Below are 13,592 nucleotides of genomic sequence, written 5' to 3'. Positions count from 1 at the left end.
TAAAACCTTTTTACGAAATATAAAATCCTGCCATTCGGCAATGTGAGCCAATAGTTCAGACAATTACTTATGGGGAGGACTTAGAAGGTTCGTCTTGGAAGCGGAATCATGGGGGAACAGATAACGTCTGGGAGGAACTGCTTTACTCTACACTCATACATAAATAGCGCTGCAACACAGGCTGCATGCATTTACTCATAAGTTCACAGCAATAGCAACCCCCGCTGCGTAATTATTCTGAACTCTAACGCCATAATAAAATATAAGTCTTTAAAATCAGAGGGGACGGGGATTTTAATCAGCTTAATTTTTTTATACAAGGTGCAGCTTTAAGGTCATTCAGCGCACTTAAGGCCTTTTTTCTAAAATCAGATCTGATATTTTTTGCAGTAATTTCTCGGCTTTCCTCCCTGTAATCTTTGCTTCAACCGGCAAATACCACCAGTCAGGTTGCGCAAAAGCCCGGCATTTCACCGCATCTTTTTCAGTCATAAGGAGAGTCTGGCCAGGTTGTATTACGGCAGAAAGGAGTGTGGCGGAATAAGTCCGATGATCAGAAAAAGCGATTTCCTTTTGCAGGACAACCCCTAGCTGTCTAAGCGTGGCAAAAAAACGAGGCGGATGTCCAATCCCCGCCATAGCAACCACATTTTTTAAGCTACCGGCATCACGCTGCTCTCCCGTAGCCAAATTTACCGCCTTACCTGGCTCAAGGATCATGGCCAGTTCACCAGCCTGTGCGGTACCACCATTTGTAATCACTGCATCGACTGAACGCAGACGCGATTCGCGTTCACGCATCGGGCCTGCAGGTAACCAGTGACCATTACCAAAACGGCGGACACCGTCGACGACGACAATTTCGATATCACGCTGCAGTGCATAATGCTGCAGCCCGTCGTCGGTAATCACGATGTCAAGCTCATGCTCCGCAAGCAATGCCTTCACGGCATCAGAGCGAACAGGAGACACCGCAACCGGTGCCCCTGTTCTTTGAAAGATCAGGACAGGTTCGTCACCCGCTTGCGCAGTTGACGTATTCTCGTTCAGGAGAAGCGGATAGCGTTCCGCTTTCCCACCGTAACCGCGAGAAACAACGCCAACACGAAAACCATGCTGTTGCAATGTTTCAACCAGCCAGATAACCACCGGTGTTTTACCGTTTCCTCCGGCGGTCAGGTTACCGACCACCACAACGGGCACCGGGGCCCGCCAGCTTTTTTTCAGCCCGGCTTTATAGCTATAACGGATCAGATTCGCGATCAGACCGTAAAGCCATGCCAGAGGCAGGAGTACAAGATATAGCGGTGATTTGCCTGACCAGATACGATCAATCATTGCCCAAATTGCATCCGGTAGAGTTGTGAGTAAACACCACGCTCTTCTAGCAGGCTCGCATGAGAACCACGTTCCACCACGCAACCATCTTCGATTACCAGAATCTCATCGGCCTTTTCGATAGTAGATAAACGGTGTGCGATCACCAGTGATGTGCGGTTTTTCTGCAGCTCATCCAACGCAGCCTGAATAGCACGCTCAGATTCGGTATCAAGGGCCGATGTCGCTTCATCAAGTATCAAAACCGGTGAGTCACGCAATAAAGCACGAGCAATAGCAATACGCTGACGCTGACCACCAGAGAGCAGAACGCCATTTTCACCAATGACCGTATCCAGCCCTTTATCCATTTTGCTGATAAAGTCCATTGCGTAAGCCATCGTCGCCGCTTTTTCGATTTCTTCGCGGGAGTACATATCCGTACGGGCGTAAGCGATATTATTGGCAATGGTGTCATTAAACAGATGAACGTTCTGAGAAACGAGGGCCACCTGATCACGTAATGACGACAGCGTATATTCCCGAAGATCATGACCATCCATCAGGATTTCACCTTCCTGAATGTCATAGAAACGGGTCAGCAAATTCGCGATTGTCGATTTTCCTGAACCTGAGCGACCAACCAGTGCAACGGTTTTGCCTTCCGGCAGGCTGAAGGAAATATTACGCAAAGCAGGAATATCACGCCCCGGATAAGTGAAGGTCACGTTTTTAAACTCGACATCACCTTTTACGCGTTTGACTTCCAGTTTGCCCTCATCTTTTTCCTGTTCCATATCCAGAATGGAGAACAGCGTCTGACAAGCTGCCATACCGCGCTGGAACTGGGAGTTCACGTTAGTCAGTGACTTCAAGGGGCGCATCAGGGCAATCATAGAAGAGAATACAACGGTGATAGTACCCGCACTAAGCGTTTCCATCACCGACGGGAAGCTTGCCGCATACAACACAAATGCCAGTGCCAGAGAAGCGATCAACTGAATAATCGGGTCTGAAATTGAAGAGGCGGAAACCATGCGCATACCTTGCTGGCGCATACGGTTACTCACTTTATCAAAACGCGCGGTTTCAACTTTCTGACCACCGAAGATCAATACTTCTTTATGCCCTTTCAGCATCTGTTCTGCACTGGTCGTCACCTGCCCCATGGTGTTTTGCATTGTCTTACTGATATTACGGAATCGTTTAGACACCACGCGGATAACAACAGAAACAATCGGCGCAATCACTAACAGGATTACAGAAAGCTGCCAGCTGTAATAGAACATCATCACAAACAGACCAATGATTGACGCCCCCTCTCGTACAACAGTCACCAGCGCACTGGAAGACGAAGACGCGACCTGCTCGGAATCATAAGTAATACGGGAAAGTAAGGTACCCGTGGATTGCTGGTCAAAGAATGCCACGGGCATTCTCATCATGTGACCAAACAGACGGCGACGCATATGCATCACGACTTTGCCCGAAACCCATGAAATGCAGTAACTCGAAATATAGCCACTGATACCGCGTACAATCATCAGACCGATAACGACCAGGGGCATCCAAAGTAGTATGGAGCGGTCAGCTTTACCAAAACCGTCATCAAGTAGCGGCTTCAGCAAAGACAGCATGAAAGTATCACTGGCGGCGTTTGCGACCAGCGCAATAGCCGCAGCGATCAGCCCGGCTTTAAAAGGTGTGATCATCGGCCACAGACGACGGAATGTCTGCCATGTGGAGAGATCTTTATCGTTCATCATGCAATATCAACCAGCATCGAAAGAAATAGCGGTCTATTCTACTCATTATCTGCAGATACTCCAAACTGGCGGTGGTACCAACGGGGGATTAATTGCTCGCGTAAGCCTTTAATTGTCCAATAATCATCAAAAATGAAGAGGCTGAGTTGACCCGATACAGATGTTGAATGCCAGTCATAACGCGCTTTGTTGTATCTGCTAACAACTTTATGTGCCGGCAGATGCCATTTATTAAAACGGGAGGCTGATGCCAGTACGATAACCGGCTTGACTGCCCGTAGAAAAGGGGGTATCGATGAAGTATTGCTGCCATGATGAGGGACCTGAAGTGCCGTGGCTCGTAATGTGTTTCGCAACTTCCTGACCAGCGCTTTTTCCGTTTCAGCTTCAATATCGCCGGTCAGCAGCAAACTGAATGAACCATCATCAATGCGGATAACACAGCTGTCGTTATTCCGGGCATCGCCGGACATTTTCTCTGGCCACAACACTTCAAAATCCAACCCCTGCCACCGCCATTGCTCGCCCGCGATACATTTCAGATGATGCTGATCAGAAAGGGTACTTTCACGTACGCTGGCAGCAGGGTATCGGTTTTGCAATACGGTTAACCCACCCCGGTGATCTTTGTCATCATGACTGATAATTATCTGTTCCAGCTGGATATTCTTCCAGTTTAAAAACGGAATAATATTTTGTTCAGCGGCTGATCCGCCTTCCCACCTGTTGCCGGTATCATAAAGAACACCTTTGCCATTTTTGCTGATAAGAACAGACAAGCCGTGCCCGACATCAAGCATATCAATCCGCCAGCGCTCTGGTGGATTTCTGTTCATCCAGACGAAAGAAATCGCGAAAAGAGACAGCAAAAGTGAAAAACAATATCTCAACGGGCAAATCCGCCAGCACAATAGCACCAGCCATCCCATCAGGCTCACGACCAGAAAGGATTCACTCAATGGGGTCCAGCCGTCAGGTAATGCTTTAACCCCCCACAGGGCCAGCCTCAGGGTAACGTCAGCCAGTTGCCAGAGCACAGCCTGGACGTAACCTCCTAATGTATAGGGCACGGCGCTCATCAACAAGGCCAGTAATACCAGCGGGACGGTGAACAGCGAAACAACCGGCACGGCCCACATATTGGCCGGAAACGAAAAGAGGTTCATGCCATGGAAAATCCAGACCTGCAGGGGCCAGAGTAGAAGCGTCATCCCCACCTGCAAATGTCCCCAACGGCAAAATGCCCAATACCATGCCTGCTGAAACATTGCCGGCAAAGGTGCCCACTGAAACCAGAAAACCAGTGCCCCCACGGCAAAGCATGACAACCAGAAACTGTCAGATAATAAATTCATAGGATCGGCCAGCAAAAGCATGGCAACCACCCAAAGCCATATCTGCCACGGATGACAGCGGACACGGAACAGACGCAGCAGGATCCACATCGATACCGCTAACGCTGCACGAACTGCAGGTGCGTTGCCTCCGGAAAGCCAGGTGTAGGTCAGCAGAAAAGCGACGCTCACCAATAACGGAAAGCGATAGTCAATCATCTTTACCGGCATCAAAAACTGTATGCCACGTGCCAGCCACCATCCGAATAATGCCGCCACGGAGATATGTAAACCTGATATCGCCACCAGATGGGCGATGCCCGTCTGTTGCAACAGCAGCTTATCTGCCCCCTCTATTAATCCTTTTTCGCCAAAGGCCAGTGCGATCAACACAGGCGTATTTTCCATCAGCGGCATCTTCTGCTGCACCCGCTGAATAAACTGCTGACGAAGCGAACTTTTCGCGTCAACTGGCTGACTGTGGCGGACCGTTGCTGTCAGTGGCGCATGCTGAGCCAGCGCCCAGCGCTGGGCATCAAATCCGCCTTCATTGAGCATGCTATGGACGGGACGCAAGCTGACGGTCATATCCCAGCGCTGACCCGCAAAAAGTTCTTGCCCTCCCTCATCCCAGTTAGTGCGGAACATGATCGGTGGAAAGAGGATTTTATCTTCAACTTTTTCAATCTTGAAGAGTACAGAGGATGTGCTGGTGTTCCCGAGATTAATACTTTCTACCGCTGCGATAACATGCCGTTTTGTGCCCTGAAGCGCTGAAATCTGATGAAGTTGAATATCGCCCTGAAATGAGGCCCAACTGAGACTCAGCAGACCGATCGCTATCAGGCTGAATATTCTGTGATGTAGTCTGAAACAACAGAATGCACAAAGACACAGCATAACCCGTTGAATAACGGTGGGGAGTTCAGAAAAAATGAGCAGCGGCATCATGCCGGCAATAACCGCTAAAGCAGCCTCGTCCAGTGAGATTTTGATGTTTTACTTCCTTCACGTTGTTCAGACATATTTTCGTGCCGGAGTATGGTTTTCACGCGAAGAAGAGACAAGCAGGAGACCGAAACGCTGGGAGACGTTACGCAAATATTTTGTGATCAGAATTGAAAGAGAGATCAATTCATTAGTCGTAAGGCAAAAAAAACGGCACCTGGAAAGGTACCGTTTTACGTTCGCTATAGGCAGACATTTACGTCCAGGCGCAAGCCTTAGCCGTAAATATTCGCGCGGTCGCGCAACTCTTTACCTGGTTTAAAGTGAGGAACATACTTGCCGTCCAGCTCGACTTTATCGCCAGTTTTAGGGTTGCGCCCAACACGCGGAGCACGGTAGTGAAGAGAAAAACTGCCAAACCCACGGATTTCGATGCGTTCACCATCAGCCAAGGTTGCAGCCATATGCTCAAGCATCTCTTTCACTGCATCCTCAACAGCTTTCGCCGGGATATGAGAGTGCTGGCCAGCAAGTCTTTCAATAAGTTCAGACTTGGTCATATTACCTCCAAGCTTTGCAGCTAAACTACCGTTTCGGGGCGACTGAGCCGCCCCCCGTCATTACTCGCCTTTTGCCGCTTTGAACGCTTCAGCCATAGCGTTAGAGAAGTTGCTTTCGTCTGGTTTGTTGTTAACAACAGCGATTGCATCTTTCTCGTCTGCTTCGTCCTTAGCACGAACGGACAGGCTTACTACGCGGTTCTTACGATCAACACCGGTGAATTTAGCTTCAACTTCATCACCAACGCTCAGAACCAGAGTTGCGTCTTCAATACGGTCGCGAGAAGCTTCTGAAGCGCGCAGGTAACCTTCTACGCCGCCAGCTAATTCAACTGTAGCACCTTTGGCGTCAACTGCTGTGACTTTACCAGTAACAATAGTACCTTTCTTGTTAACAGACAGGTAGTTATTGAATGGATCTTCAGCCAGTTGCTTCACGCCCAGGGAGATACGTTCACGTTCTGCATCAACTTGCAGAACCACAGCTGCGATTTCGTCGCCTTTTTTGTATTCACGTACTGCTTCTTCGCCTGCAACGTTCCAGGAGATGTCAGACAGGTGAACCAGGCCGTCGATGCCGCCATCCAGACCAATGAAGATACCGAAGTCAGTGATTGACTTGATTTTACCTTCAACACGGTCGTTCTTGTTGTGGGTCTCTGCGAATTGCTGCCATGGGTTGTTTTTGCATTGTTTCAGGCCCAGGGAGATACGACGACGTTCTTCGTCGATATCCAGAACCATAACTTCAACAACATCGCCCACGTTAACCACTTTAGATGGGTGGATATTTTTGTTAGTCCAGTCCATTTCAGAAACGTGAACCAGACCTTCAACGCCTTCTTCGATTTCTACGAAGCAGCCGTAATCAGTCAGGTTAGTCACGCGACCCGTCAGTTTAGTACCTTCTGGGTAACGTTTAGCGATAGCGACCCAAGGATCTTCGCCCAGTTGTTTCAGACCCAGTGATACACGGGTACGTTCACGGTCAAATTTAAGAACTTTAACAGTGATTTCATCGCCAACATTAACAATTTCGCTTGGGTGTTTAACACGTTTCCAAGCCATGTCAGTGATGTGCAGCAGGCCATCAACGCCGCCCAGATCAACGAATGCACCGTAGTCAGTGAGGTTCTTAACGATACCTTTAACTTCCATGCCTTCCTGCAGGTTTTCCAGCAGTTGATCGCGCTCTGCGCTGTTCTCAGACTCAATTACTGCACGACGGGAAACAACAACGTTGTTGCGTTTCTGGTCCAGTTTGATGACTTTGAACTCAAGATCTTTGCCTTCGAGATGCAGCGTGTCGCGAACAGGACGAACGTCTACCAGTGAACCTGGCAGGAACGCACGGATACCGTTCAGCTCAACAGTGAAACCGCCTTTAACTTTACCGTTGATAACACCGGTAACAGTTGCAGATTCTTCGTAAGCTTTTTCCAGCGTGATCCAAGCTTCATGACGTTTAGCTTTTTCACGGGACAGCAGAGTTTCACCGAAGCCGTCTTCAACAGCGTCCAGCGCAACATCAACTTCGTCGCCAACCTGGATTTCCAGTTCGCCCTGTGCGTTTTTGAATTGTTCTGCCGGGATTGCAGACTCAGATTTCAGACCGGCGTCAACCAGTACGATATCTTTGTCGATAGACACAACAACACCACGAACGATGGAACCAGGACGGGTTTCGATTGTTTTTAAGGATTCTTCAAAGAGTTGAGCAAAAGATTCAGTCATGTTGATAATCTTTAGGTTCTTAAGTTTAACGTCCATCTGGCGTCCTGCTGGATGGGGTTGTTTCAAATGCCCCGCTACAGATCCTTGCGGCGAGGTTAAAAAAAACTATAGCCAAAACTGGCACTGAATATTCTTCAGCACCAGATTAAGGCCAGATTACCGGGTTTGTTTTTGCGGTAATCCTAGAATTTCTGTGGCATAAGCCAGTGCTTTTTCGATGACTTCGTCGATAGACATACTGGTTGAATCCAGCAACAGTGCATCGGAAGCAGCCACTAAAGGCGCGATAGGCCTGTTACGATCACGGTCATCGCGTTCTTTGATCTCGGCTAAAAGCCGTTCAAAGTTAACACTAAAGCCTTTTTCCTGCAACTGTAGCATTCTTCTGTTTGCACGTTCTTCCGAACTGGCATCCAGAAATATCTTCACCGGTGCATCAGGGAAAACCACCGTACCCATATCGCGGCCATCAGCAATCAGACCCGGCGCATCGCGAAATGCGCGCTGCCTGCGCAATAATGCCTCACGAACACGGGGGAATGCCGCCGCCTGAGACGCAGTATTGCCTACCGTTTCGGTGCGGATTTCATTGGTAACATCCTCACCTTCTAAAATAACGTGCAATTGCCCGTCCTGAGCCACAAAACGAACGTCGAGATGTGCGGCAAGCGGAACTAACGCCTCTTCTGAGACAATATCAACCTGATGATGCAAAGCTGCCAGCGCCAAAACGCGGTAAATCGCGCCGGAATCCAGCAGATGCCAGTTAAAGGCCTCGGCAAGCGCTTTACACAACGTACCTTTGCCTGCACCACTTGGCCCATCAACGGTGATTACCGGGGCTAAAGCCGTCATTTTTGTCTCCTTTCGGTGGGGGATACCCGCTTCATTAGTCTCACAGGACTAATTCAGGAGCGGCATTATACGCTGCCTTTGCTGCAACTGTTACCCCACATTTTTCAGTTGCCTAAAAAGCGGACGGTTCTGAGCCTGAAAAATAAAAAAACGGACATCCTGGATGTCCGTTTATACAAGGGCAACCTCGTGAAAAGTTATGCCAGTGTGCTGATTGCTGCCAGACGTTCAAAATAGTCAGGGAACGTTTTCGCGGTACACTTCGGATCAAGAATGGTCACCGGCGTATCGGATAAGGCCACCAGCGAAAAACACATCGCCATCCGGTGATCATTATAGGTGCCAATGTCGGCAGACCTCAGCGAATGAGGCGGATCAATGCGAATGTAATCTTCGCCCTCTTCCACTGTTGCTCCGACCTTACGCAACTCAGTCGCCATCGCCGTCAGTCGATCAGTCTCTTTAACACGCCAGTTATAAATATTACGTAGCGTCGTCGGACCTTCGGCAAACAACGCCGCAGTAGCAATGGTCATTGCTGCATCCGGAATATGGTTCATATCCATATCAATGCCTTTAAGTTCACCGCGGGTACATTCGATATAATCCTCAGCCCAGTGGATAGTCGCACCCATTTTTTCCAGTACATCTGCAAAACGAATATCGCCCTGCATACTGTTTTTGCCGATTCCGGTCACGCGAACCGTACCGCCCTTAATCGCCGCAGCGGCCAGAAAATAGGACGCAGAAGACGCATCGCCTTCGACCAGATAGGAACCCGGAGACACATACTGCTGACGGCCTTTGATGCTGAATTTCTGGTACCCGTGATTTTCGACGTCAATACCAAAGGTTTTCATCAGGTTCAGCGTGATATCGATATAAGGTTTGGAAACCAGTTCACCTTTAATCTGAATAGTAGTGTCGTTACCTGCCAGCGGGGCTGTCATCAACAGCGCCGTCAGGAACTGGCTTGAAACGCTGCCGTCGACACTGACGTCACCACCACTAAAGCCACCGCGCAGGCGAAGAGGCGGATAGTTTTCCTGCTCAAGGTAATCAATCTGTGCACCGCCCTGACGAAGCGCATCGACCAGATGCCCGATCGGACGCTCTTTCATGCGCGGCTCACCGGTCAGCACCACATCCTGCTCACCCAGGCACAACGCCGCAGCCAGCGGACGCATAGCGGTACCGGCATTCCCCAGAAACAGCTCCAGACCTTTAGCATTGGAAAAAGCCGTGCCCAGACCTTCGATTTCACACTCTGTCCTGGACGCAGATAAATGATGCGTGACGCCCAACTGAGTCAGTGCTGTCAGCATATGGCGCACATCGTCGCTGTCGAGCAGGTTAGTCAGGCGGGTAGTGCCCTGTGCAAAAGCAGCCAGCAAAAGTGCGCGATTAGAAACACTTTTTGAGCCCGGTAAATTGATGCTGCCGTTAACCAGCGCAACAGGTTGTAATGTCAGGGATTCCACGCTTTCTCCAATTCTTTTTTTCATAAAATGACCCCGGACATTGAGCCGGGGTCATTTTTAAGGCTTCTTACTCAAGCATTCTGCGGGCCCGGAAGCCAGCACACTTAACCGTGACGTTTTTCGAATTCAGCCATAAAGTCGGTCAGTGCTTTTACGCCTTCAACAGGCATCGCATTATAAATAGATGCGCGCATACCACCAGCCACACGATGGCCTTTTAATGCATGCAGACCCGCTTCCTGCGCCTGATCAAGGAACAGTTTATCCAGAGAGGCGTCCGCCATCTGGAAAGGAACGTTCATCCACGAACGGTTCGCATCGGCGACAGGGTTGCGATAGAAACCGGTATGGTCAATGGCGCCATACAACAGTTCGGCTTTTGCGCGGTTGCGTTTTTCCATCTCACGCAGGCCACCCTGTTCTTTCAACCATTTGAACACCATGCCTGACAAATACCACGCGAACGTTGGCGGAGTATTGAACATAGAATCGTTCTCAGCCAGAACGGTATAATCGAGGATAGAAGGCAATTCTGTGCGCGCTTTACCCAACAGATCTTCGCGGACGATAACCAAGGTCAGCCCCGCAGGACCGATATTTTTCTGCGCACCGGCATAAATTACCCCAAAGCGGCTGACATCAATCGGGCGGGAGAGGATGCAGGATGAATAATCGGCTACCACGATTTTGTCACCAAAATCAGGCATTTCATCGATAGCGATACCATCAATGGTTTCATTCGGACAGTAATGAACGTAGGCAGAATCTGCACTCAGTTTCCATTCGCTCATTGGCAAAATACCACGTTTGCCATCGATCGTGGCGTTAACGTCAATCACGTTAGGCGTGCAATATTTTTGCGCTTCTTTGACTGCGCTGTGTGCCCAGTAACCACCGTCGATATAGTCAGCGGAGGATTTATCGCCCAAAAGGTTCATAGGTACTGCGGCAAATTGCGCACGTGCGCCACCATGACAGAACAGCACTTTATAGTTCGAGGGAATATTCAGCAGGTCACGGATATCCTTTTCGGATTCTTCAGCCACCTGGATAAATTCTTTGCTGCGGTGACTGATTTCCATCACCGAGGTACCCAGTCCGTGCCAGTTACAAAGTTCCTGTTCTGCACGACGCAACACTTCAGCCGGGATCATTGCCGGGCCTGCACTAAAATTATAAACCTGAGTCATTTCCCCTCACCACTTCTCTGAGACAGCCACATAGTAATCATTAATTTAACGGTTTTATCATCCGGGACAAGCAGTCTGCAACGGTTATTGATCATGAACTGATAAACAGCGATGAGAAGTTGGTCACAAGGTTCATTCCTCCCTGGAAAGCTGATTTTACAGGATTATCTGTTCACACCCGCACCGTGCTCAGCGCCCTCACCCAGGTGATATTCTGGCACCTTGAATAAGCAGCTTTTACACCGACTTTGAAGGATTTAATCAGGCTACACCGATGACAGGCATCGTGAGCATAAGCGTCCTCTAACCATTATACCTGCCGACCTCCCCGGTCCGACATCTTCATGCTGTCTGAAGCAGAGATCCGCCAGTGGTTACCAGATTCGCCGATAAGCTAAGCGCGTTACAACGCGATTACATTCTTAACACGAATACATGGAGCTCATGCGCAAAACCCCGTATCATTGCGCGTTTTTAGCACGCTCAAAAGTGAACTCAATGACCCAAACTTTTATTCCTGGTAAAGACGCGGCGCTGGAAGACTCCATTTCCCGCTTCCAACAAAAACTCACCGATCTTGGCTTTAATATCGAAGAAGCTTCGTGGCTGAATCCGGTTCCCCACGTCTGGTCAGTGCACATTCGCGATCGCGACTGTCCGCTGTGTTTCACCAACGGTAAAGGTGCCAGCAAGAAAGCCGCACTGGCTTCTGCTTTGGGTGAATACTTTGAGCGTCTGTCGACTAACTATTTCTTCGCGGATTTCTATCTGGGCAAAGAAATCGCTAAGGGTGATTTCGTTCATTATCCGAACGAGAAGTGGTTCCCGCTTCCGGAAGACGACAGCCTGCCGGTGGGTATTCTGGATGAGCGCCTGCATGCATTTTATGATGCCGATAAAGAACTGGTGGCCAGTGATCTGATCGACCTGCAATCCGGCAATCCTGACCGTGGTATTTGTGCCCTGCCGTTTACCCGTCAGTCAGATCTGCAAACTGTTTATATTCCAATGAATATCATCGGTAATCTCTACGTTTCCAACGGCATGTCAGCAGGCAACACTGCCAATGAAGCTCGGGTACAGGGGCTGTCAGAAGTCTTCGAGCGTTATGTGAAAAACCATATTATTGCTGAATCAATTAGTCTGCCTGAAATCCCTTCGGAGGTTCTGGCGCGCTATCCTGGTGTGGTTGAAGCCATCGCAAAACTGGAAGAAGAAGGTTTCCCTATCCTTTCTTATGACGCCTCGCTGGGCGGCAACTATCCGGTCATTTGTGTGGTTCTGTTCAATCCGGCTAACGGCACCTGTTTCGCCTCCTTTGGCGCACACCCTGATTTTGGCGTAGCACTGGAACGTACGGTGACTGAGCTGCTGCAGGGCCGCAGCCTGAAAGATCTAGATGTGTTCACCGCACCGACTTTCGACGATGAAGAAGTTGCCGAACATGCCAACCTTGAAACCCATTTCATCGATTCAAGCGGTCTGATTTCGTGGGATATGTTCAAGCAGGACGCCGACTATCCGTTTGCTGACTGGAGCTTCAGCGGTACCACTGAAGAAGAATTTGCGACCCTCATGGCTATCTTCGATAAAGAAGATGCTGAAGTGTATATCGCCGATTACGAGCATCTGGATGTTTATGCCTGCCGTATTATCGTTCCGGGCATGTCTGACATTTATCCTGCTGAAGATTTACTGCTGGCAAATAACAGCATGGGTGCGCATCTGCGTGATCAACTGCTGGCGTTACCAGACAGTGATCTGCCAAAAGAAACCTATCTTGAGATGATCACACAGCTTGATGATGAAGGTCTGGATGATTTTACCCGTGTTCGTGAGCTGCTGGGTATCGCCAGCGGCAAAGACAACGGCTGGTACACCTTACGTGTCGGTGAGCTGAAATCTATGTTGGCACTGGCCGGTGGTGATTTGGATCAGGCGCTGACGTGGGCTGAATGGTCGCATGAGTTCAACTCTTCTGTTTACAGCGATGAGCGCAACAATTATTACCGCTGCCTGCAAACCCTGCTGCAACTCTCTCTGGAAGCAGAACGCGAGCCGGCTCAGTACTATAACGCTTTCGTGAAAATGTATGGTCAGAAAGCGGTTGAGGATGCTTCAGCGGCTATCAGTGGAGAAGTCCGTTTCCACAGTTTGTTTGCTGTCGACCCTGAGCTGAAAGCATTACCTGCCCATCAGGCGCTGCTTGGCGCATATGAAAAGCTGCAAGTCGCCAAACGTCGCCACTGGTCGAAAGCCTGATCCACTGACACGATGAATCCTTTAAAACCGGCAGGATTTACTGCCGGTTTTTTATTTATAGAGCCAGTATCCGTTCACTAAAAACCCTAAACTTTTACTGTTCTATTTATGCACAAAAGTTTGACTCGGCCACTAAAATGACGTG

9 protein-coding genes are annotated in these 13,592 nt (G+C 49.3%); 1 reads left to right on the top strand and 8 read right to left on the bottom strand.

The window, feature by feature from the left end:
* Nucleotides 1-348: 348 nt before the first annotated feature.
* From lpxK to serC, 8 genes are all read right to left on the bottom strand, one after another.
* Nucleotides 349-1,338, bottom strand: a complete 990-nt coding sequence (gene lpxK / locus ETV65_RS08740; protein ID WP_129952492.1) for a tetraacyldisaccharide 4'-kinase — start codon at nucleotides 1,336-1,338, stop codon at nucleotides 349-351.
* A complete protein-coding gene (msbA, locus tag ETV65_RS08735; protein ID WP_129952491.1) occupies nucleotides 1,335-3,083 on the bottom strand; it encodes a lipid A ABC transporter ATP-binding protein/permease MsbA in 1,749 nt (582 codons plus the stop codon). The genes lpxK and msbA overlap by 4 nt, the downstream gene beginning before the upstream one ends.
* Nucleotides 3,084-3,121: 38 nt before the next feature.
* Complete coding sequence (locus tag ETV65_RS08730) at nucleotides 3,122-5,401, bottom strand: ComEC family protein (protein WP_276320335.1); 2,280 nt, start codon at nucleotides 5,399-5,401, stop codon at nucleotides 3,122-3,124.
* 239 nt (nucleotides 5,402-5,640) lie between these two features.
* Complete coding sequence (gene ihfB, locus ETV65_RS08725) at nucleotides 5,641-5,925, bottom strand: integration host factor subunit beta (protein ID WP_013574835.1); 285 nt, start codon at nucleotides 5,923-5,925, stop codon at nucleotides 5,641-5,643.
* Between the two features lie 60 nt (nucleotides 5,926-5,985).
* Complete coding sequence (rpsA, locus tag ETV65_RS08720) at nucleotides 5,986-7,659, bottom strand: 30S ribosomal protein S1 (RefSeq protein ID WP_095925166.1); 1,674 nt, start codon at nucleotides 7,657-7,659, stop codon at nucleotides 5,986-5,988.
* Nucleotides 7,660-7,815: 156 nt separating this feature from the next.
* Nucleotides 7,816-8,514, bottom strand: a complete 699-nt coding sequence (cmk, locus tag ETV65_RS08715; RefSeq protein ID WP_129952489.1) for a (d)CMP kinase — start codon at nucleotides 8,512-8,514, stop codon at nucleotides 7,816-7,818.
* 197 nt (nucleotides 8,515-8,711) lie between these two features.
* A complete protein-coding gene (aroA, locus tag ETV65_RS08710; RefSeq protein ID WP_129952784.1) occupies nucleotides 8,712-9,995 on the bottom strand; it encodes a 3-phosphoshikimate 1-carboxyvinyltransferase in 1,284 nt (427 codons plus the stop codon).
* A gap of 104 nt (nucleotides 9,996-10,099) precedes the next feature.
* A complete protein-coding gene (gene serC, locus ETV65_RS08705) occupies nucleotides 10,100-11,185 on the bottom strand; it encodes a 3-phosphoserine/phosphohydroxythreonine transaminase (protein ID WP_129952488.1) in 1,086 nt (361 codons plus the stop codon).
* A 498-nt stretch (nucleotides 11,186-11,683) separates the two neighbouring features.
* Between serC and ycaO the strand changes: the two genes are divergently transcribed.
* Nucleotides 11,684-13,447, top strand: coding sequence for a 30S ribosomal protein S12 methylthiotransferase accessory factor YcaO (gene ycaO / locus ETV65_RS08695; RefSeq protein WP_129952487.1), 1,764 nt, complete (start codon nucleotides 11,684-11,686; stop codon nucleotides 13,445-13,447).
* Nucleotides 13,448-13,592: the final 145 nt, after the last annotated feature.

It is taken from the genome of Rahnella sp. RFA10(1/100), from assembly GCF_004195115.1.
Lineage (GTDB): Bacteria > Pseudomonadota > Gammaproteobacteria > Enterobacterales > Enterobacteriaceae > Rahnella > Rahnella perminowiae.
Note: the sequence above shows the minus strand (reverse complement) of the source record. Positions and strands in the feature narration are given on the sequence as shown.

Coding starts and splice junctions, on each gene's coding strand:
- msbA (WP_129952491.1), bottom strand. CDS start 3,083: ATGATGAACGATAAAGATCTCTCCACATGGCAGACATTCCGTCGTCTG.
- rpsA (WP_095925166.1), bottom strand. CDS start 7,659: ATGACTGAATCTTTTGCTCAACTCTTTGAAGAATCCTTAAAAACAATC.
- lpxK (WP_129952492.1), bottom strand. CDS start 1,338: ATGATTGATCGTATCTGGTCAGGCAAATCACCGCTATATCTTGTACTC.
- cmk (WP_129952489.1), bottom strand. CDS start 8,514: ATGACGGCTTTAGCCCCGGTAATCACCGTTGATGGGCCAAGTGGTGCA.
- serC (WP_129952488.1), bottom strand. CDS start 11,185: ATGACTCAGGTTTATAATTTTAGTGCAGGCCCGGCAATGATCCCGGCT.
- ycaO (WP_129952487.1), top strand. CDS start 11,684: ATGACCCAAACTTTTATTCCTGGTAAAGACGCGGCGCTGGAAGACTCC.
- ihfB (WP_013574835.1), bottom strand. CDS start 5,925: ATGACCAAGTCTGAACTTATTGAAAGACTTGCTGGCCAGCACTCTCAT.